Genomic DNA, 20,554 nt, shown 5'->3' with positions numbered 1-20,554 from the left:
TGTCGGTGGTGGTCGGCACACTGTGCGCATGACTCCTCTCGACGATTTCGACCGAGCTGCTTCGACCCTGACCGGCCTGGTCTCGGGCATCCGTCCGGACCAGTGGACGCTGCCGACGGCGTGCGCGGACTGGGACGTCCGCGCGGTGGTGAACCACCTGGCACACGGCAACGCGAAGGTGGCCTTCTGGGCGGGCACGGGTCCACCGGCCCCCGACGGCGACTACCTGGGCGCCGACCCCGTGGCGGAGTTCGCGGCGTCGGTGGCCCGGGCGCGGGCCGTGCTGGCCGGGCCGGGCCTGTTCACGCGCAAGGTGACGACCCCGCTGGGCGAGGTGCCCGGGGTGTTCCTGGTGCACATGCGCGTGAACGAGTACGTGGTCCACGGCTGGGACATCGCGGACGCGACGGGTGCTTCGACGGATCTGCTGCCCGAACTGGCCTCGCAGGCGCTGGAGCAGTGGCGGTCCCGCTTCGGGGCGGCGCCGAGGCAGCCCGGCGGGCCGTTCGGCCCGGAGGTGGAGGCACCGGAAGGGGCGACGGCGGCGGACCGGCTGGCGGCGTTCCTGGGACGGAAAGGAGTCAGCGGCTGAGGATCGGCAGGCGGCCGAGGTTACGGCAGCGCGGGATGGCTCGGTCGACGTGGTTTCTTGCGGGGCCTGGTTCCGGGCTGGACGGGCCTTCGAAGCAGCGAACCGGCGGGTTCGCGCCGGGTTCGGTCGGATGTGGGCGGGTGCGGGGCGGTCGGTTCGCGTGGCTGGAGGGTCGGTTCGCGTGCCGGGGCAGTCGGTTCGCGTGGGTTCGCGTGCCGGAAGGGTCGGTTGGTGTGCCTGGAGGGTCGGCTCGGTGTGGTGGCGTGCGCGCGGCCGGGCGTCAGCCGGCGCGGCGGACCGCGAACGCGGCCGCCAAGCCGGTCGCCGTCATCACCAGGCCCGATGCCAGCAGGACCCACGACCCGGCGCCGGGGCCGATCCGTGCGGCCGGCTCGAAGCGCGCCACCTGGGGGAGCGTCACCACCAGGTGGCGCAGGATCACGCCGGTGACGACCAGCCCCGGCAGGCACGCCATGGCCAGGGGCTCGTCGCGCTTGCGGGCGAACGTCAGGTACGCGAGCGTTCCGGCGACCAGCACCGCCGCCGCGCACACCAGCCGCAGGCCGAGGTCCAGTTCGGGGTCGGGCGTGCCCGGCGGGAGGAGCCCGGGGTGGTCGGCGGTCCGCAGGGTCAGCCCGGCGATGATCCCCAGCCCGGCCGCGGTCACGATCACCGCGCGCGGGCCCCGGAGCCGGTTCCACGGTCGCTGCTGCTCCACTCCGGCCTCCCTGCGTCGCGGTGGAGGCAGCATAGAGCGCCGGAAACGGCTTTCCGATCACGTTTTCCGGGCTGGGCCGTTCAGTGGATCCCGATCGGGGGAGCGCTCAGCCGGCGAACCAGTGCTGCGGCGCCGGGCGCAGGTTCTGGTAGATGTGCTTGACCTCGGTGTACTCGGCGAGCCCGGTCGGGCCCAGCTCGCGGCCGAACCCGGACTGCTTGTAACCGCCCCACTCGGCCTGCGGCAGGTACGGGTGGAAGTCGTTGATCCACACCGTGCCGTGGCGCAGCCGCCCGGCCACGCGCTGCGCCCGCGAGGCGTCGTTCGTGAACACCGCGCCGGCCAGGCCGTAGTGCGTGTCGTTGGCGATGCGGACGGCGTCGTCCTCGTCGGTGAACGTCTCGACCGTCAGTACCGGCCCGAACGACTCGTCGACGACCGCCGACGAACCCTGTTTCACCTGGTCGAGGATGGTCGGCAGGTAGTAGAAGCCGTCCTGCAGGGCCGGGTCGTCCGGACGGCGGCCGCCCGTCCGCAGCACCGCGCCCTCCGCCAGCGCGGCGGCCACGTACCGCTCGACCTTCTCCCGGTGCGCCGCCGAGATCAACGGCCCGGTCTCGGCGCGGTCGTCGAACGGCCCGCCCAGCCGGATCCGCTCCGCCCGGCGCACCAGCTCGGCCACGAACTCGTCGTGCCACTCCCGCTGGACGATCAGCCGCGTGCCCGCCGAGCACACCTGGCCGGAGTGCAGGAACACCGCCGTCAGCGCGTAGTCGACGGCAGTCTCGAAGTCCGCGTCGGCGAAGACCACGTTCGGGTTCTTCCCGCCCAGCTCCAGCGCCACTTTCTTGACGGTGCCCGCGGCCGCCGCGGCGATCACCTTGCCGGTGGCCAGCCCGCCGGTGAACGACACGAGGTCGACGTCCGGGTGCTCGGCCAGCGGCGCGCCGACCTCGGCGCCCGCGCCCAGCACCAGGTTGCCGACGCCGGCGGGCAGGCCGGCCTCGGTCAGCAGCTTCAGGAACAGGATCGCCGTGTGCGGGGTCAGCTCGCTCGGCTTGAGCACGAACGTGTTGCCCGCGGCCAGCGCCGGCGCGATCTTCCACACGGTCTGCAGCAGCGGGTAGTTCCACGGCGTGATCAGCCCGCAGACGCCGACCGGCTCGTGCACGATCCGGCTGAACGCGTCCGGGTTGCCGGTGTCCACGACGCGCCCGGCGTCCTGGCCCGCCAGCTTGCCGAAGTAGCGCAGGCAGGCGGCGATGTCGGCCATGTCATAGCGGCTCTCGACCAGGCGTTTCCCGGTGTCGAGCGACTCGGCGCGGGCGAACGCCTCCGCGTCGCGGTCCAGCAGGTCCGCGGTGCGCAGCAGGAGGTCACCGCGCAGCTGCGCGGGCGTGCCCGGCCACGGGCCGGTGTCGAACGCCCGGCGCGCCGCCGCGATCGCGGCCTCGGTGTCCTTGGCGGTGCCTTCGGCGACCGTCGCGACCAGGGAACCGTCGGCCGGGCAGCGGATCTCCCGCCGTCCGCCGCCCACCGCGTCCACCCATTCGCCGCCGATGAAGAAGTCCGCCATGCGGTCCATTCTCGTGGCCACGCGGCGTGACCGCCACAGCGACGCACCGAGACGAGGTTCACCCCGGGAGCTGACGTGCGGTCGCGCTCCGGTTGTGACGCCGGACGCGGCGGACGGAACCTCCCTGGCGGGTCTCCGTAGACTGGCCGGAACATGGGGTGAACCGAGCAGGCGAGGTGGAGACGAGTGACGTTGCTGGAGTCCGTGAACGGACCGGCGGACCTGAAGCGCATGAGTGTCGAGGACCTCGGCGAACTGGCCGCCGAGATCCGGGACTTCCTCGTCGACAAGGTCCGCCGCGCCGGCGGGCACCTGGGGCCGAACCTCGGCGTCGTCGAGCTCACGCTGGCGCTGCACCGCGTGTTCGACTCGCCTCGCGACGCGATCGTCTGGGACGTCGGCCACCAGGCGTACGTCCACAAAGTCGTCACCGGCCGCGCCGCCGGGTTCGACCTGCTGCGCCAGACCGGCGGGATCACCGGCTACCCGTCGCGCGCGGAGAGTGAGCACGACTGGGTGGAGAGCAGCCACGCGTCGTCCGGACTGTCCTATGTGGACGGACTGGCGAAGGCGTTCGAGCTGGACGGCGGCGGGCGGCACGCGATCGCCGTCGTCGGCGACGGCGCGCTGACCGGCGGCATGTGCTGGGAGGCGCTCAACAACATCGCCGCGCACAAGGACCGCCCGGTCGTCATCGTGATCAACGACAACGGCCGGTCGTACTCGCCGACCATCGGCGGCCTGGCCGACCACCTCGCCGCGCTGCGCCTGCAGCCGGGCTACGAGCGGCTGCTCGACGGCGGCCGCGAGATCCTCAAGCACACCCCGGTCGTCGGCAAGCCGATCTACGCCGCGCTGCACGCCGCGAAGGCCGGGCTGAAGGACGCGCTCAGCCCGCAGGCGATGTTCTCCGACCTCGGCCTGAAGTACCTCGGCCCGGTCGACGGCCACGACCAGGTGGCGCTGGAGAAGGCCCTGCACAGCGCGAAGTCCTTCGGCGGCGCGGTGATCGTGCACGTGGTCACCGAGAAGGGCCACGGCTACGCGCCCGCGGTCAACAACGAGCACGACCAGATGCACCAGACCGACCCGATCGACCCGGAGACCGGCCTGCCGCCGGTGAAGGGCCCGAGCTGGACCGGCGTGTTCGGCGCGGAGCTGGCGAAGATCGGCGCCGAGCGGGAGGACGTCGTCGCGATCACGGCGGCGATGCTGCGCTCGACCGGGCTGGACAAGTTCGCCGACGCCTTCCCGGACCGCTGGTACGACGTCGGCATCGCCGAGCAGCACGCGGTCACCTCGGCCGCGGGGCTCGCGATGGGCGGGCTGCACCCGGTCGTGGCGATCTACTCGACGTTCCTGAACCGGGCGTTCGACCAGGTGCTGATGGACGTCGCGCTGCACCGCCTGCCGGTGACGCTGGTGCTCGACCGGGCCGGCATCACCGGGCCGGACGGGCCGAGCCACCACGGCATGTGGGACCTCTCGCTGCTCGGCATGGTGCCGGGAATGCGGGTGGCGGCGCCCCGCGACCCGGCCACGCTGCGCGAGGAGCTGCGCGAGGCCGTCGCGGTGTCGGACGGGCCGACCGCACTGCGGTTCTCCAAGGGCAAGGTCGGCACGGACGTGACGGCGGTGGAGCGGATCGGCACGGTCGACGTGCTGCGGCGCCCGGTCGAAGGCGCCGACGTGCTGCTGGTGACGGTCGGCGCGTTCGCGAACCTCGGGCTGGCGGCCGCCGACCGGCTGACCGACCAGGGCATCGGCGTCACGGTCGTCGACCCGCGCTGGGTGCTCCCGGTGCCGGCCGAGCTGGTGGCGCTGGCGGCCCAGCACAAGCTGGTGGTGACGGTCGAGGACAGCGGCCGCCACGGCGGCTTCGGTTCGGCGCTGGCGGCGCTGTTCCGCGACGCCGAGTGCGACGTCCCGCTGCGGGACCTGGCGGTGCCGCAGTCGTTCCACGACCACGGCAGCCGCGACGAGGTCCTGGCCCGCGTCGGCCTGACGGCGCAGGACGTGGCCCGCCGGGTGACGGAGTGGGCCTCCGGCCGCCTCGGCTCGGAAGAACCGACGAAGAAGAACGCCGACCGCAGCTGAGCGGAGATGTTCGCGGCGGCCCCGGGATGCTCCCCGGGGCCGCTTCGCGTTGTGGGTGCCGCGCTCGCCGGGCCGGGATTTCGGCCCGAAACTGTCGGTGGCCGCCGGTAGCGTGGAAAACGGGGGGCGCCCCCGCGCGGCTCGCCGAGCCGCGACCGGGGCGGGTGCTCAGCCGAACCGCGTCATCACGTGCTTGACGCGGGTGTACTCGGCGAAGGCGTACGCCGAGAGGTCCTTGCCGTGGCCGGAGTGGCCGAAGCCGCCGTGGGGCATCTCCGCCACCAGGGGTCCGTGCGTGTTCACCCACACGCAGCCGAAGTCCAGCTCGGCCGAAACCCGGGTCGCCACGGCGAGGTCCCGGGTCCAGATCGACGACGCCAGCCCGTACGGCACGCCGTTGGCCAGCGCCACGGCCGCGGCTTCGTCCGAAAAGGACTGGACCGTGAGCACCGGCCCGAAGATCTCCTCCTGGACGATCTCGTCGTCCTGACGCACGCCTGAGATCACCGTGGGCGAGAAGAAGAACCCGCGCGAACCGAACCGCGTCCCGCCGGTCTCGATTCGCGCGTGGGACGGCAGCCGCGAGATCAGGCCTGGACGCGGGAAAACTGCGCGGCACTGTTCAGTGGCCCGTAGTCGACGCCCGGTGTCTGCGCCGCGGCGGTCTTGGCCAGCGAAGCGACGAAGTCGTCGTGGATCGAGGCGTGGACCAGCACCCGGCTGCCCGCCGTGCAGTCCTGGCCCGCGTTGTAGAACGCGGCGCCGACGATGCCTTCGGCCGTCGCGGCGAGGTCGGCGTCGGGGAACACCAGCAGGGGCGCGTTGCCGCCCAGTTCCAGGTGGGTGCGCTTGAGGTCGGCGGCGGCCACAGTGGCGACGTCGATGCCCGCGCGCGTCGAACCGGTGATCGAGACCAGGTCGGTGACCGGGTGCCGGACCAGCGCGCGGCCGGTGTCGCGGTCGCCGGTCAGCACGGTGAAAGCCCCCGCAGGCAGGAACTCCGCCGCGACGCGGGCCAGCAGCACGGCCGTCGACGGCGTCGTCTCGGCGGGCTTGAGCACCACCGTGTTGCCCGCGGCCAGGGCCGGCGCGATCTTCCAGACCGCCATCATCAGCGGGTAGTTCCACGGCGCGATCTGCGCGCAGACCCCGACCGGCTCGCGGCGGATCACCGACGTGTGGCCCGGCGCGTACTCCCCGGCCGCGGTGCCTTCGAGCTGCCGCGCGGCGCCGGCGAAGAACCGCAGCGCGCTCACGCACTCCGGGATCTCCTCCTCGAGCACCACGGACCGGATCTTGCCGGTCTCGCGCACTTCGAGGCCGGCGAACTCGGCAGCCCGGGCTTCCACCGCGTCGGCGATCTTCAGCAAGGCCAGCTGACGTTGGGCAGGCGTGCTGCGCCGCCACACCGCAAACGCTTGCGCGGCCGATTCGAGCGCGGCGTCCACATCGGACTGGGAGGCGACGCTGCTGGTGCCGAACACCTCGCCGGTCGCCGGATCGGTCAGGTCGAGCGTGCGGGTCATGCCTTCTCCAGGTGGGTCGGCGCGAACAGCTTCAGCAGGGCGGGCAGGACGACGACGGACGGGCCCGGTGCGCGCAGCGCCTTCGCCAGGTCCGTGCCCACTGTGTCCGGAGTGGACAAACACGCCGGCACGCCGAAGGAGGAAGCCAACGCCACGAAGTCGGGCCGGGCCAGCTCGGTGGCCGTCGTGTGGCCGAACGCGCCGGTGAGGTACTCGCGGAGGACGCCGTAGCCGCCGTCGTCGACGATCAGCCACGTGACGTCGAGACCGTGCTGCACCGCGGTGGCCAGCTCGGCGACGCCGTACATCGCGCCGCCGTCGCCGGACACGGCCAGTGTCGGAGCGCCGGCGACCGCGCCGCCGAGCGCGCCCGGCAGGCCGTAGCCCAGCCCGCCCGCGCCCTGCGCGGTGTGGAGCGGCGCGCCTTCGGGGTTCCACGCCGACCAGGCCCAGTACGCGGCGATCGTCATGTCCCAGAAGGTCTGCGTGCCGTCGGGGAGCGCGGCCCGGATGTCGTCGACCAGCTTGCGCTCGGCGGCCAGGTCCTGACCGTCCAAACGCGACTCGACCCGCGAGAGGAGCCCGGAAACGGCTGCTTCGGCCCGGCCGTCGGACGGCCGCATCGGGACCCATTCCAGCAGGGCGCCCACGGTGAGCCGGACGTCGGCGTGGATGCCGAGACCGGGGTAGTTGGACTCCAGCTTCCCCAGATCGGCCTCGACCTGGATCACCCGGCCGCGCGGGGCGAACTCGCGGTAGTTGCTGGACAGCTCGCCGAGGCCGGAGCCGAGCACCAGCAGCACGTCGGCGGCGGCGAGGAACTCCGTGGTGTGCCAGTCCTCCAGCCAGGACCGCCCGGACAGCTCGTGTCCCCACGGGAAGACGCCCTTGCCGCCGAACGTCGAGATCACCGGCGCTCGCAGGGCTTCGGCCAGGGCCAGCAGCTCCGCGTGCGCGCCGGAGCGCAGGGCACCGCCCCCGGCGAGGATCACCGGGTTCGACGCCGCCGCCAGCAGCTCGGCCGCCGCCGTGACGAGTTCCGGCAGCGGTTCCAGTGCCGGGGGCGTGGCCGAAACCGACGTGATCGGCGGGATCCCGGCCGGGCCGAGCAGCACGTCCTGGGGGATTTCGACCCACACCGGCCCGTAGGGCGCGGTCGCCGCCGACGTCCACGCCTCCCGCAAAGCCGAAGGGATCTGGCTCGCGCGCCGCACGACGTGGACCGACTTCACGATGTCGCGGAAGCTCGCCTGCTGGTCGGGCAGCTCGTGCAGGTACCCGTGCCGTCCGCCGCCCAGCCCGGCGACCGGGACCTGGCTGGAGATCCCGAGCACCGGCACCGAAGCGGCGCGGGACTCCTGCAGGGACGCCAGGGTCAGCAGCGCGCCCGGGCCGGTGGAGACGATCAGGGGTGTCACCGGCACCGGGCCGTCCGGGTTCGCCGCGAGCCGGGCGCGGGCGTGCCCGTCGGCGGCGAAGGCGAGGTTGTTCTCGACGCGTCCGCTGATCACGCGCAGGTCGCCGGCGCGCCGCAGCGCCTCGAACAGGCCCAGCGCGTGCTGGCCGGGCAGGCCGAACACCGTGTCGGCGCCGAGCGCCCGCAGCGTCTCGACGACGACGTCGCCGCCGATGCGCGTCATGCGCCCTTCCCCAGGGTCAGCAGGCTCACCAGGTCGTAGGCGACGTGGGAGGCCGCGATGGCGGTGATCTCGGCGTGGTCGTAGGCCGGGGCCAGCTCGACGACGTCCGCGCCGACCAGGTTGAGGTCCCGCAAACCACGCAGGATCTCCAGCAGCTCGCGGCTGGTCAGCCCGCCCGCCTCGGGCGTGCCGGTGCCGGGCGCGTGGGCCGGGTCGAGCACGTCGATGTCGACGGAGACGTACAGCGGGCGGTCGCCGATGCGCTGCCGCAGCGCGTCGACGGTCTCGGCCACCCCGCGGCGCAGGACGTCGCCGGAGGTGACGATGCCGAAGCCCAGCCGCCGGTCCTCTTCGAGGTCGCGCTTGCCGTACAGCGGCCCGCGCGTCCCGACGTGCGACAGCGCGCTCGTGTCGAGGATGCCTTCCTCGGACGCCCGCCGGAACGGGGTGCCGTGCGTGTACGGCTCGCCGAAGTAGGTGTCCCAGGTGTCGAGGTGCGCGTCGAAGTGCAGCAGGGCGACGGGGCCGTGCTTCTTCGCCGCCGCCCGCAGCAGCGGCAGCGCGATGGTGTGGTCGCCGCCGACGGTCACCAGCCGCGTCCCGTTCGCTTGCAGCGCCTCGGCTTCCTGCTGCAGCGTCTCGATCGCTTCGCCGATGTTGAACGGGTTGACCGCGATGTCACCGGCGTCCACGACCTGCCGTTCGGCGAACGGCGAGACGTCCAGCTCCGGGTGGTACGGCCGCAGCAGCCGGCTCGCCTCGCGCACGGCCGCCGGGCCGAACCGCGCGCCGGGCCGGTAGGACACCCCGGAGTCGAAGGGCACCCCGACCACGGCGACGTCGGCGTGGCCGACCTGGTCGATCCGCGGCAGCCGCGCGAAGGTCGCGAACCCCGCGAAGCGGGGGATGCGCGAGGAGTCGAGGGGTCCGATGTTAGGCACTGGTGGGCTCCTGTTCCCGGGCCGGGTCGGGCGTGGTTTCGGCTTCGCCGTTCAGCCGGCGGGTCCACACGGTGAGGATCGCGTCGGACGTGCGGGGCGTGGCGAAGCTGACGGCCAGGTAGACCACCAGGCTCGTGCCCAGGCCCCAGTAGATCGGGGTGTTGGCGTCCACGCCGTCGATGATCATGAACGCCACCACGCACACGGTGCCGGCGACCATCGACGCGTACGCGCCCTGCCGGGTGCCGCGCTTCCAGAACAGCGCGCCGACGATCGCCACCAGCAGGCCGCCGACGAGGATGTCGTAGGCGATCGTCAGCGCGTTGACGACATCGTCGACCATCATGGCGATACCGATGGCGACCAGACCGAGCACCAGCGTGGTGACACGGTTGCGGGCCACCTCGCCGCCCTTCTTGAGACCGACCTTGGTGAGCAGGTCCGACGTCGTCGTCGTCGAGCAGGCGATCAGCGCGCCGCTCGCCGTCGACATCATCGCCGAGAGCGCGGCGGCCAGCACCAGGCCGCGGACGCCGGTCGGCAGCAGCCGCTCGACGATCGTCGCGAAGGCGTCCTGCGCGCTGGCGATGTCCGGGTACAGCGCGTGCGCCGCGGTGCCGATCAGGGCGCCGGCCAGGCCGTAGACCAGGCAGTAGACGCCGGAGGTGATCCCGCCGGACGTCGCGATCGCCGGCGTGCGGGCGGTGAACACGCGCTGCCAGATGTCCTGGCCGATCAGCAGGCCGAACGTGTAGATGACGAAGTAGGTGATGATCGTGTCGGTGCCGATCGAGGTGAAGCTGAAGAAGCTCGCGTCGAGCTTGGCGCTCATGCCGGAGAAGCCGCCGGCTGAGCTGATCGCGACCGGCAGCAGGATCGCCAGGATGCCGATGGTCTTGATGACGAACTGGGCGATGTCGGTGAGCGTGATCGACCACATGCCGCCGAGCACCGAATAGAGCACGACGATCGAGCCGCCGACGGCGATCCCGGCCCAGTTCGGCAGGTCGAACAGCACCTTGAAGATGGTCGCGAACGCCAGCGTCGAGGTGACCGTGAGCATCAGCGTGTAGCCCCACATCACGACGCCCGACACGGCGCTGGTGCGGCCGCCGTAGCGCAGGTCGAGCATCTCGCCGACGGTGTAGACCTTCAGCTTCACCAGCCGGCGCGCGAACAGCGCGTGCAGCACGAGGATGCCGACGCCGATGCTGACCACCAGCCACATGCCGGAGATGCCGAACTTGTACCCGAGCTTGACGCCGCCGACCGTCGACGCGCCGCCGAGGACGACGGCCGACATCGTGCCGGAGTACATGAACCAGCCCAGCCGCCGTCCTGCGACCAGGTAGTCGGACTTCGTCTTCGCGAGCCGGAGGCCGTACCAGCCGACCCCGAGCATGCCCGCGATGTACAGCGCGATCACCGCGTAGTCGCCGGTCACGGTGTCCTCCTCACGTCGTTTCGAGCCACCGTAGGTTCGCCCGCCACCTCCTCGGCATGGGAGGATTCATCCCCAAATCGACATCGGTGAGGATGAAATGACCTCGATCACGGATTCGCCGTCCACCGAGGTGAATGTTCCGTTACGGGACGTGCTCGGCAACCGGGAGCTCGCCCTCGACGTCGTCCCCGAGACACTGCGGCCGGGCGCGCTGGACGCCGCGGTGCGCTGGGCCCACGTGAGTGAGCTGCAGGAACCCGCGCCCTACCTGCTGGGCGGCGAGCTGATCCTCACCGCGGGCGTCAACCTGCCGGAGCGGATCGACCGGTACGTGCGCGGCCTGCGCGACGCCGGCGTGACGGCGCTGGGGTTCGGGCTCACCCCGACGGTGCACGAGACCCTGCCGGAGCCGCTGCGCCGGGCTTGCGCGGCACGGGCTGCCGCTGCTGGTGGTGCCGTCGCGCACGCCGTTCCTGGCGGTCAACCGGGCGGTCTCGGTCGCGCTGACCGAGGCCGGGCAGCGGGAACAGCGGCGGATCACGGCGGCGCGCGAGACGCTGACACGCGCCGCGGGCGGGGGGCTCGGCGAGCTGACGTCGTCGCTGGCTTCGGTGCTGCGGTCCTGGGTCGCCCTGGTCGGCGCCGGGGACGTGCTGGCCTCGGCGCATGACGCGCCCGCGCCGTTGCCGCCGGAGGTGCGGGAGCTGATGGCGACCGTGCGGGCGGGCAGCGGGATCCGGAGCGCGACCACCGACCTCGACGGCGGGTTCGTTGTCGTCCAGCCGGTGTACCCGCAGGCCACGGCGTCGCACCTGGTGGTCGTCGGCCGGTCCCGGCGGTTCGACGGTGCCGACCGGGCGATCCTCGCCGTCGGCGCCGCCCTGCTCGGCCTGGTCGGCCGCGCGGGCTCGGACGCGGCCGAGCTGGGCGCGGCGGTCACCGGCCTGCTGCTCGGCCGGGCGTCCCCCGGGGACGCGGCCCGGTCGTTGCTGGGCGCGGAGGTCGTCCGGCTGGTCGCCGGGGCGGCGTACCGGCGGGGTCCGGACGAAGTGGCCCAGCGCTCGGACTGGTTGCGGGCCCGGCTGGACACGCCGCTCGTCGAGGTCGGTCCCGGGCCGCGGTTCACGGCCGTCGCCGGGACCGGCCCGGCGCCGGAGGTGCTGGCGGACCTGCGCGAGCACGGCTGGCTCGCGGCGGTGGGCTCGCCGGTCCCGGCCGGCCGGACGGCCGGTGCGGTGGCGGAACTGGACCTGCTGCTGGCGCGGGCCCGCGCCCTCGGCCGCCCGGTCGTGGCGGGCAGCGGGCCGCTGGACTTCGAGGGCCTGCTGGACCCGGCCGTGGCGGGCGGCTTCGCGGCGAGGGCCCTGGAGCCACTGGTGGCGCTCGACCGGGCTGGGGACCGGTCATTGGTGCCGACGCTGCGGACGTGGCTGGCCCACCACGGCGGCTGGGAGCCGACGGCGGCCGAGCTGGGCGTCCACCGCAACAGCGTCCGGCACCGGATCGCCCAGGTCGAGCGGGCTCTGGACGTGGATCTGGCGGACCCGGAGACCCGGATGCGGCTCTGGTTCGCGCTGCGCTGGGCCTCACCGGACGCACAAGGTCCTTAAAGGGCACTCTCAGGAAAATATGGGATTGTGGGCTCGTGCGAGTTTTGGTAGTCGAGGACGAAGAACCCCTGGCCGACGCGATCGCCCGCGGCCTGCGCCGCGAGGGAATGGCGGTGGACGTCGCGCTCACCGGGGACGACGGGCACGAGAAGGCCGCCGTCACCCGGTACGACGTCGTGCTGCTGGACCGGGACCTGCCCGGGATGTCCGGGGACGAGCTGTGCCGGGAGATCGTCGCGTCCGGGGAGCTGACCCGGGTGCTGATGCTCACCGCGAGCAGTTCGGTGTCCGACCGCGTGGACGGGCTGTCGCTGGGTGCCGACGACTACCTCGCCAAGCCGTTCGCCTTCCCCGAGCTGGTCGCGCGGGTGCGGGCGCTGGGCCGCCGGGCCACGCCGGCCGCGCCGCCGCTGCTCACCGCCGGGGACGTCGAGCTGGACCCGGCCAAGCGGACCGTCCGACGCGCGAGCGGGCCGGTCGAGCTGACCCGCAAGGAGTTCGGCGTCCTCGAGGTCCTCTTGCAGGCCGCCGGATCCGTGGTCAGCAGCGAAGAGCTGCTCGAGCGGGTGTGGGACGAGAACGCCGACCCGTTCACCACGACCGTCCGGGTCACCGTGATGACGCTGCGCAAGAAGCTCGGCGAGCCGGGGATCATCGAGACCGTCGTCGGCTCCGGGTACCGGGTGCCGGAGCCCGGCGCTTCGCGCGCGTGAACCTGCCGGGCACCCGCACGCTCCGCGCCCGGATCACGCTGCTGGCGACCGTGCTGGTCGCCGCCGTCAGCCTGCTGCTGCTCTGGCTGGCCTGGACGCTGGTGCGGGACTCGCTCGACGCCGTCCCGCAGATGCCGCCGGGCAGCACGGTCGTCGTCGACGGCGTGGAGGTCGACGCCTCGACGCTCGCCGAGCACCTGCGCGTGCACGCCCGCGACCGGATGCTGCTGTTCGGCTCGCTGGCGTTCCTGCTGGTCGTCGCGGCCGCGGCGATCCTCGCCTGGACGTTCACCTCGCGCGTGCTGCTGCCGCTGCGCGAGATCACCGGGACCGCGCGGCGGCTCTCGGTGGAGTCGCTGGGGGAGCGGATCGGCGAGATCCGCTCGCGCGACGAGCTGGCCGAGCTGGCGGGCACGTTCGACGACATGCTCGACCGGCTCCAGTCCGCGTTCGACGCGCAACGGCACTTCGTCGCGAACGCGAGCCACGAGCTGCGGACGCCGTTGTCGGTGATCCGCACGGAACTGGACGTCACCCTCGCCGACGACGACGCCGACGTCGCCGAACTGCGCCGGATGGGCGGAGTGGTCCGCGACGCCACCGAGCGGGCCGGGCAGCTGGTCAACTCGCTGCTGCTGCTGGCCCGCACCGACGGCGCCGGCCTCGGGGTGCGCGAGCCGGTCGACCTGGCGGCGGTCGTCGACCGGGCCTGGCGGGCGGTCTACCGCGAAGCCGAGCAGCGCGGCATCCGGGCTTCGTTCGCGACGCCGCCGGCGCCCGCGTTCGGCGATCCCGCGCTGCTGGAGCGGATCGCGGGCAACCTGCTGGAGAACGCCGTCCGGCACAACGTCGACGGCGGCTGGCTGGACGTCGTCACCCAGCCCGGGCCGCGGTGGTCGACCCTGCGGGTCCGCTCGTCCGGCGGTCTCGTGGACCCGGCGGCGGTGCCGGAGCTGTTCGAGCCGTTCCGCCGCGCCGGCGTCGCCCGCACGGCCCGTTCGGGTGCGGGCCTGGGCCTCTCGATCGTCCGCGCCGCGGTGGCGGCGCACGGCGGAACGGTCACGGCCGAACCGATCGTGGGCGGCGGCCTGGGCGTGACGGTCCACCTCCCGGTCCGCTGACCCGTGATCGAGGGGTCAGCACGCGTGATTGGAAGGTCATCTCCCGTGATGGAAGGGTCGACACTCCGCGGCTCGCTCGATTCGTCGTGTCGTCTCTTCAATCACGCGTGTCGACCCTTCAATCACGCGTGTCGTCTCCCTCATCACGGGCAGGGCTGAGGGCGAGGCCTGCTCGGAGGACTCCCGCTGCGTGGAGCATGGCCGCTCGGGCGTCCGGGTCCACGCCGACTCGGTTCGCGAAGCCGTGTAGCTGGCCTTCGTGGCGTCGGTGGATCAGGGGGACTCCGGCCGAAGCCAAGCGCGCCGCGTAGGCCTCGCCTTCGTCGCGGAGCAGGTCGAAGCCGCACGTTGCCACGTACGTCGGGGGTAGGCCCGCCAGGTGGTCGTCGTAGAGGACCGACGCGCGCGGGTCCCGGTACAGGGCCGGGTCGCGCAGGTACTGGGCTCGGTACCAGCTCCACTCGTCCCGGTCGAGGCGGAAGCCCGAGCCGAACTGCCGGTGCGACTCCGACTCGCCGAGCGCGTCGGTCGCCGGGGTGAGCAGGAGGCTGAACACCGGCCGGGGCAGTTCGCCGCGGGCCGCCGTGTGGGCGACCACCGCCGCGAGGTTGCCGCCGCTGCTGTCGCCGCCCACCGCCAGCCGGTCCGGGTCGACGCCGAACTCCGCCGCGTGGTCGTGCACGAAGGAGAACGCCGCCACCGCGTCCGTGGCCGCCGCCGGGAACGGGTGTTCCGGGGCGAGCCGGTAGCCGATCGACACCACCCGCACCCCGGCTTCCTCGGCCAGCAGCCGGCACGCGCCTTCGTGCGTGTCGAGGCTGCCGAGCACGAACCCGCCGCCGTGGAAGTACACCAGCGCCGGTCCGCCCGCCGGGACGCCGTCCGGTTCGTACAGCCGCAACGGCAGCGGCCCGCCCGGCCCTGGCCACGAAGAGCCGCGGGTCCGGACGCCCGGGCAGATCCCCGCGCCGGCGAGCGCGCCCGCCAGGTTCAGCTCCCGCCGGGCCCGCGCGAGGTCGCCGTTGTGGTGCGGCGCGTCGAACGGCGCGAACCGCGCCACCCGGATCAGCACCCGCGCGGTCGGCACCGGCTGGCGCCCGTCCACCACCACCGGCCGCCCGGCGAGCACGCGCAGCACCGGCTCCGGTAGCCGCAGCAGGAACCGCAGCCCGGTCATGATCGACCACACGAGCATCCGTCTCACACCGTATACATCGGACACTCGCGCGAAGAGTTTCAGCACACGTCCACGAAAATCGGGTTCGCGTACAACCACAAGTCCTCGAACGGGTTCGCTTGGCCGACGACGTCCGGCGCCGGCTCGGAATCGCCGTTCGTGCCGCGGATCCGCGCGTAGAACGGCTCGCGCACGTTCCGGAACGTGTGCCGGAAGACGATCTGCCGTCCCGGCGCCCACCGCGGCTCGAACGACTCGACCACCCGGGTGCCCGGCGCGGTCATCGCGTCGCGGTCGGTCACCGGGCCGGTGACCGGGCCCGCGACGACGTCGAGCCGTGCCAGCCGCGGCACCGCGCCGCCGCCGTTCGGCTGGGACGCCAGCCGCGCCGAGACCACCACCGTGACGTCCGACCCGCGCCGGACCCGCAGCCGTCCGCCCAGTGTGGCCGCGTCACCGCTGCCGTACGCGCCGACCTGCAGTTCCTGGACCAGACCGCCGTGCGACAGCCAGATCCGCCCGGCCCGCATTCCCTCCAAGACGCCTTCGAGGCTTCGCCGCGTCACGCCGACGTACGTGCGGCTGAACTCGCCGGGGTAGAAGTCGGCGTACGGCGCGGCCAGCTGGGCGACGCCGGTGTCGACGGGGTCGGGGAACCTGCCGTGCGTGTCGTACCAGTCGCCCGGCACGTCCGGGCGGACCAGCGTGTCACCGCGGTTGTAGTGGGAGTCGGAGTTCGTGGTGATCCACCACGGCTTGCCCTCGGCGAGCAGCGAGTCCCAGAGCCCGCCGACCTTCGCCGTCGCCCAGTCCCAGCCGCCGTGCGTCCGGTACGCCTCGGGCGGATAGCCCGGCCACGAGTTCGGGCCGGGGCTGTTCGCGTAGCCGCCGCGCGCGCCGCCGTTGCCGAGCGGCTTCGGGAAGCCGTCGGCCTGCGCGCCGGGCGCGCCTTCCATGCCGATCACGATGTCCGGGGCGGCGTCGCGGTACGCCCGCAGCTCGTGCGGGGCGACGCGGCCGTTGCGGAGCGGGTGGTTGATCAGCACGACCGGCGCGTGGATCCGCCGCGCCTGCTCTTCCGAAGCGAGCCAGCGCAACGCCCGGAGCGCCAGGGCTTCGTTCGCCGGGCTCGACGCCTCAGAGTTCGTCAGCCGCCAGTCGAAGGTCCGCTCGAACTCGCGCAGCTTCGCCGCCTGCCGGTCACCGGCCTGGAAGAACACCGTCGCGTGCTCGGCGCCCGGGACGTTCCACTCCATGCCGTGCCACAGCAGCAGCTCCGGGTACTTCCGCCGGGCGGCGAGGAAGTCGGCTTCGGTGGGCTCGACCGACACCTTCTCGTGCTCGGCGTGGCCGTGGTCGGTGAAGACGATCCAGTCCGCGCCGTGCGCCCGCCCGCCGGCGGCGATCTGGTCGATCCGGTACATCGCGTCGTACGAGTACTGGCTGTGCGTGTGGTGATCGCCCACCAGCCACTGGTAGCGGCCGCACACCCGGCTCAGGTCGAGGTCGGCGGGGGCCGGGAGGGGCACGCTCGCGGCGGCGGCCGCGAGCCCGGCGCCCTTGAGGAACCGGCGTCTGTCGGTGGTCACGGCGGGACGCTAAGCCGCCGGGGTGAACGGGCGGTGTCCCGGCGGCCAACGTGTGCTGTGATCTTGGGTGTGGCGGAGAAACCCCTGGCCCGGGTGCTGGTGCCGGTCATCACGCTGGCTTTGGCCGCCGGCGTCGGGCTCGCGTTCTTCATCGCCGCGCTCGTCCGGCCGCCGGAGCTGCCGGTGGACACGAACCCGGCACCCCTGGCCGGTCACACGCTGTGCGCCGCGGTCGTCGTGGTCTTCCCCTCTGACGCCGAGATGCGCGCGGCCGTGCCGTCGGTCCGCGACGACCCGAAGGCCCGGCGGGTGTTCGTGGACCCGCCGTCGTTGTCCCTGCTCGCCGTCCCGGGCACCGACCTCGAGGCGTGGGCCCAGGAGCTGCACGCCCGCTTCCGGACCGCCGAGCGGGTGACGGTGATCGACGCGGACGCGACGGCGGCGCAGCTGAAACTCACTGCGCCGCCGCCGAAGTGCCCGAGAGAGGGCGAGTACTAGCGTGCCGGGACCGAGGCGACGCCCGGGGCGAGGAACGGCTTGCCGTTCACGCGCTCGGAGACGCCGGAGCGGTCCAGGTACGGCGTGATGCCGCCGTTCCAGAACGGCCAGCCGGCGCCGAGGATCAGGCACAGGTCGATGTCCTGCGCCTCGGCGACCACGCCCTCGTCGAGCATGATCCGGATCTCCTCGGCGATCGCCGACAGCGCCCGGTCGCGCACCTGCTCCGAAGTGGACGGCTGGTCACCCTGCGTCCAGAGTTCGACGACCTCGGGGTCGGCCGACTGGTTGCCCTGCGCGTCCCAGATCCAGACGCCCTTCTTGCCCGCCTTGACGAACTTGGCGAGGTTCTCGGACACGGTGAACCGGTCCGGGAAGGACTCGTGCAGCGTCTCGCCGACGTGCAGCGCGATGGCCGGGCCGACGAGCTGCATCAGCGTCAGCGGCGTCATCGGCAGGCCCAGCGGCTCGAGCGCGGAGTCGGCGACCTCGAACGGCGTGCCCTCGTCGACGGTGACCAGCACCTCGCCGAGGAAGCGCAGCAGGAGCCGGTTGACGACGAACGCCGACGCGTCCTTCACCAGCACGCTGGACTTCTTCAGCTGCTTGCCGACCGAGAACGCCGTCGCCAGGGCCGCGTCGTCGGTCTGCTCGCCGCGGACGATCTCCAGCAGCGGCAGCACGGCGACCGGGTTGAAGAAGTGGAAGCCCACCACGCGCTCGGGGTGCTGCAGCTTCGACGCCATCGCGGTGATCGACAGCGACGAGGTGTTCGTCGCCAGGATCGCCTCGGGCTTGACGTGCTGCTCCAGCTCGGCGAACACCTGCTGCTTGACGCCCAGCTCCTCGAAGACGGCTTCGATGACGAAGTCGGCGTCGGCGAACGCGGCCTTGTCGAGCGAGCCGGTGACCAGGGCCTTGAGCCGGTTGGCGCCGTCCGGGGAGAGGCGCTTCTTGCTCAGCAGCTTGTCGATCTCGGCGTGGACGTAGCCGACGCCCTTGTCGACGCGTTCCTGGTCGACGTCGGTCAGCACGACCGGCACCTTGAGGCGCCGGACGAACAGCAGCGCGAGCTGGCTGGCCATCAGGCCGGCGCCGACGATGCCGACCTTGTTCACCTTGCGGGCCAGGGACTTGTCCGGCGCGCCGGCCGGGCGCTTGGCGCGCTTGTTGACCAGGTTGAACGAGTACAGCCCGGCGCGCAGGACGTCGGACATGAGCAGCTCGGCGAGGCCGTCGGTCTCGGCCGCGTAGCCGCGGTCGAGGTCGTTCTCGCGCGCCAGCTCCAGCAGCTCCACGGCCTTGGTCGCGCCCGGCGACGCGCCGTGCGTGCGTCCGTCCACAATGGACTTGGCGCGGACGATGGCCGCGTCCCAGTCGGAGCCGCGGTCGATCTCGCGGCGGGCGGGGGTGATCTCGCCGTTGACCACACGAGCCAGCCACAGCAGCGACTGCTCGAGATAGTCGGCCGAGCCGAAGACCGCGTCGACGATGCCGAGCTCCGCCGCCTGCTTGACGTTGAGCATCTTGTTCTGCGCCAGGGCATTCTCGATGATCACCGTGACGGCCGCGTCCGCGCCGATCAGGTTCGGCAGCAGCTGCGTGCCGCCCCAGCCCGGGAACAGGCCGAGGAAGACCTCGGGGAACGCGATGGCGGCGGTGTTCTCCGACAGCGTCCGGTAGTGGCACGAGAGCGCCAGCTCCAGGCCGCCGCCCATGACCGCGCCGTTGACGAACCCGAACGTCGGAATCGAAGACTCGGTGAGGCGGCGGAACACGTCGTGCCCGGTCTGGGCGATCTCACGCGCCAGCTTCGGGTCGCTCACCGATTCGACGCCGGACAGGTCGGCGCCGACGGCGAAGATGAACGGCTTGCCGGTGACGGCGATCGCGGCCGGCTCGGCCTCGAACGCCTTGTCCAGCGCGGTGTTCAGCGACACCAGGCCCTGCGGGCCGAAGGTGTTCGGCCGGGTGTGGTCATGGCCGTTGTCGAGCGTGATCAGCGCGACGGGCTTCTCGAGCCCGGGTACCTTGACCAGCCGGGTCTTGGCTTCGGTGACGACCTCGTCCGGGAACGCGGCCTTCGCTTCTTCAGCGGTGAAAGTCATTACTTCGCCCCCTCGAACGCCGGGTTCTCCCAGATCACGGTGCCGCCCATGCCGATGCCGATGCACATCGTGGTCATGCCGTACCGGACGTCCGGGCGCTCGGCGAACTGGCGGGCCAGCTGCGTCATGAGCCGGACGCCGGACGAGGCCAGCGGGTGGCCGCAGGCGATCGCGCCGCCCCACTGGTTGACGCGCGGGTCTTCGTCGTCGATGCCGAAGTGGTCGAGGAAGGCCAGCACCTGCACGGCGAAGGCCTCGTTGATCTCGAACAGGCCGATGTCGTCGATGGACAGGCCGGTGCGCTTGAACAGCTTCTCGGTGGCCGGCACCGGGCCGATGCCCATGACCTCCGGCTCGACGCCGGCGAAGGAGTAGCCGACCAGCCGCATGGCGACCGGCAGGCCCAGCTCGCGGGCGGTTTCCTCGTCGGCGAGGATCGACGCGGTCGCGCCGTCGTTGAGGCCCGCGGCGTTGCCCGCGGTGATCCGGCCGAACGGGCGGAACGGCGTCTTGAGCCCGGCGAGCTGCTCAACCGTGGTGCCCGGGCGGGGCGGCTCGTCCTCGGTCGCGAGACCCCAGCCCAGCTCCTTCGAGCGGGTCGCGACCGGAACCAGTTCGGGGCCGATCTTGCCGGTCTTGACGGCCTCGGCGTAGCGCTCCTGGCTGCGCGCGGCGTAGGCGTCGGTGCGCCGCTTGGTGATCGCGGGGAACCGGTCGTGCAGGTTCTCCGCGGTCTGGCCCATGACCAGTGCGGTCGGGTCGACGAGCTTGTCGGCGATGATCCGCGGGTTCGGGTCGACGCCCTCGCCCATCGGGTGCCGTCCCATGTGCTCGACGCCGCCGGCGATGGCGATGTCGTAGGCCCCGAAGCCGATGCCGGACGCGGCGGTGGTGACGGCCGTCATGGCGCCCGCGCACATGCGGTCGATGGCGAAGCCGGGCACCGACTTGGGCAGCCCGGCCAGCAGCGCGGCGGTGCGGCCGATGGTCAGGCCCTGGTCACCGGTCTGGGTGGTGGCGGCGATGGCCACCTCGTCGACGCGCTCGGGCGGCAGTTCCGGGTGCCGCCGCAGCAGCTCGCGGATGGCGTTGACGACCAGGTCGTCGGCGCGGGTCCCGGCGTACATGCCCTTGTCGCCGGCCTTGCCGAAGGGGGTGCGGACCCCCTCGACGAAGGCGACGTTTCGCACGCCCCGCGCGGTCG

The 20,554-nt window shown here is 72.7% G+C and carries 15 protein-coding genes and 2 pseudogenes; 7 read left to right on the top strand and 10 right to left on the bottom strand.

Going from position 1 to position 20,554, the window contains the following annotated elements:
* The first annotated feature begins 28 nt into the window (after window positions 1-28).
* Window positions 29-592 carry a TIGR03086 family metal-binding protein gene (locus CF165_RS35050; RefSeq protein WP_093951882.1) on the top strand — a complete coding sequence of 188 codons (564 nt, stop codon included), beginning with the start codon at window positions 29-31 and terminating at the stop codon, window positions 590-592.
* A gap of 280 nt (window positions 593-872) precedes the next feature.
* Here CF165_RS35050 and CF165_RS35045 read toward each other — a convergent pair whose 3' ends face one another.
* Both CF165_RS35045 and CF165_RS35040 read right to left on the bottom strand, forming a co-directional pair.
* Window positions 873-1,310: a hypothetical protein gene (locus CF165_RS35045; RefSeq protein WP_093951881.1), complete on the bottom strand. Its 438-nt coding sequence runs from the start codon at window positions 1,308-1,310 to the stop codon at window positions 873-875.
* A 106-nt stretch (window positions 1,311-1,416) separates the two neighbouring features.
* On the bottom strand, window positions 1,417-2,886 hold the full coding sequence (locus tag CF165_RS35040) for an aldehyde dehydrogenase family protein (RefSeq protein ID WP_093951880.1): 1,470 nt from the start codon (window positions 2,884-2,886) through the stop codon (window positions 1,417-1,419).
* Window positions 2,887-3,072: 186 nt separating this feature from the next.
* Here CF165_RS35040 and dxs point away from each other — a divergent pair, with 186 nt between their 5' ends.
* Window positions 3,073-4,983 carry a 1-deoxy-D-xylulose-5-phosphate synthase gene (gene dxs, locus CF165_RS35035; RefSeq protein WP_093951879.1) on the top strand — a complete coding sequence of 637 codons (1,911 nt, stop codon included), beginning with the start codon at window positions 3,073-3,075 and terminating at the stop codon, window positions 4,981-4,983.
* Window positions 4,984-5,151: 168 nt separating this feature from the next.
* Here dxs and CF165_RS35030 read toward each other — a convergent pair.
* From CF165_RS35030 to CF165_RS35015, 4 genes and pseudogenes are all read right to left on the bottom strand, one after another.
* Window positions 5,152-6,509: pseudogene (locus CF165_RS35030) on the bottom strand (aminobutyraldehyde dehydrogenase).
* Window positions 6,506-8,149, bottom strand: coding sequence for a thiamine pyrophosphate-binding protein (locus tag CF165_RS35025; protein ID WP_093951878.1), 1,644 nt, complete (start codon window positions 8,147-8,149; stop codon window positions 6,506-6,508). Before CF165_RS35025 ends, CF165_RS35030 begins: the two are co-directional and overlap by 4 nt.
* Complete coding sequence (gene speB / locus CF165_RS35020) at window positions 8,146-9,090, bottom strand: agmatinase (protein WP_093951877.1); 945 nt, start codon at window positions 9,088-9,090, stop codon at window positions 8,146-8,148. The genes CF165_RS35025 and speB overlap by 4 nt, the downstream gene beginning before the upstream one ends.
* A complete protein-coding gene (locus CF165_RS35015; RefSeq protein WP_093951876.1) occupies window positions 9,083-10,534 on the bottom strand; it encodes a sodium:solute symporter family protein in 1,452 nt (483 codons plus the stop codon). The genes speB and CF165_RS35015 overlap by 8 nt, the downstream gene beginning before the upstream one ends.
* Before the next feature lie 97 nt (window positions 10,535-10,631).
* On the opposite strand from CF165_RS35015, the pseudogene CF165_RS52900 reads away from it, so the two are divergent.
* From CF165_RS52900 to CF165_RS35000, 4 genes and pseudogenes are all read left to right on the top strand, one after another.
* A pseudogene (locus CF165_RS52900) lies at window positions 10,632-10,907 on the top strand (PucR family transcriptional regulator ligand-binding domain-containing protein); the annotation flags it as partial.
* A gap of 79 nt (window positions 10,908-10,986) precedes the next feature.
* A complete protein-coding gene (locus CF165_RS35010; protein ID WP_240521933.1) occupies window positions 10,987-12,144 on the top strand; it encodes a helix-turn-helix domain-containing protein in 1,158 nt (385 codons plus the stop codon).
* Window positions 12,145-12,179: 35 nt separating this feature from the next.
* On the top strand, window positions 12,180-12,857 hold the full coding sequence (locus CF165_RS35005) for a response regulator transcription factor (RefSeq protein WP_167441650.1): 678 nt from the start codon (window positions 12,180-12,182) through the stop codon (window positions 12,855-12,857).
* Window positions 12,854-13,978, top strand: coding sequence for a sensor histidine kinase (locus CF165_RS35000; protein WP_093951874.1), 1,125 nt, complete (start codon window positions 12,854-12,856; stop codon window positions 13,976-13,978). The genes CF165_RS35005 and CF165_RS35000 overlap by 4 nt, the downstream gene beginning before the upstream one ends.
* Window positions 13,979-14,096: 118 nt before the next feature.
* On the opposite strand, the gene CF165_RS34995 is transcribed toward CF165_RS35000, so the two are convergent.
* A complete protein-coding gene (locus tag CF165_RS34995; protein ID WP_093951873.1) occupies window positions 14,097-15,173 on the bottom strand; it encodes an alpha/beta hydrolase in 1,077 nt (358 codons plus the stop codon).
* Between the two features lie 41 nt (window positions 15,174-15,214).
* Entirely contained in the window at window positions 15,215-16,744 is a 1,530-nt protein-coding gene (locus tag CF165_RS34990; protein ID WP_093951872.1) for a twin-arginine translocation signal domain-containing protein, read from the bottom strand.
* A gap of 69 nt (window positions 16,745-16,813) precedes the next feature.
* Here CF165_RS34990 and CF165_RS34985 point away from each other — a divergent pair, with 69 nt between their 5' ends.
* Window positions 16,814-17,242: a hypothetical protein gene (locus tag CF165_RS34985; RefSeq protein WP_240521932.1), complete on the top strand. Its 429-nt coding sequence runs from the start codon at window positions 16,814-16,816 to the stop codon at window positions 17,240-17,242.
* Here CF165_RS34985 and CF165_RS34980 read toward each other — a convergent pair.
* Together CF165_RS34980 and CF165_RS34975 are read right to left on the bottom strand one after the other, a co-directional pair.
* Entirely contained in the window at window positions 17,239-19,350 is a 2,112-nt protein-coding gene (locus CF165_RS34980; protein WP_093951870.1) for a 3-hydroxyacyl-CoA dehydrogenase NAD-binding domain-containing protein, read from the bottom strand. The genes CF165_RS34985 and CF165_RS34980 overlap by 4 nt on opposite strands.
* On the bottom strand, window positions 19,350-20,540 hold the full coding sequence (locus CF165_RS34975) for a thiolase family protein (protein ID WP_093951869.1): 1,191 nt from the start codon (window positions 20,538-20,540) through the stop codon (window positions 19,350-19,352). Before CF165_RS34975 ends, CF165_RS34980 begins: the two co-directional genes overlap by 1 nt.
* Window positions 20,541-20,554: the final 14 nt, after the last annotated feature.

It is taken from the genome of Amycolatopsis vastitatis (assembly GCF_002234595.1).
Taxonomy (GTDB): Bacteria; Actinomycetota; Actinomycetes; order Mycobacteriales; family Pseudonocardiaceae; genus Amycolatopsis; species Amycolatopsis vastitatis.
The sequence above is the reverse complement of the archived record's forward strand: the minus strand, read 5'-3'. Positions and strand labels throughout refer to the sequence as shown.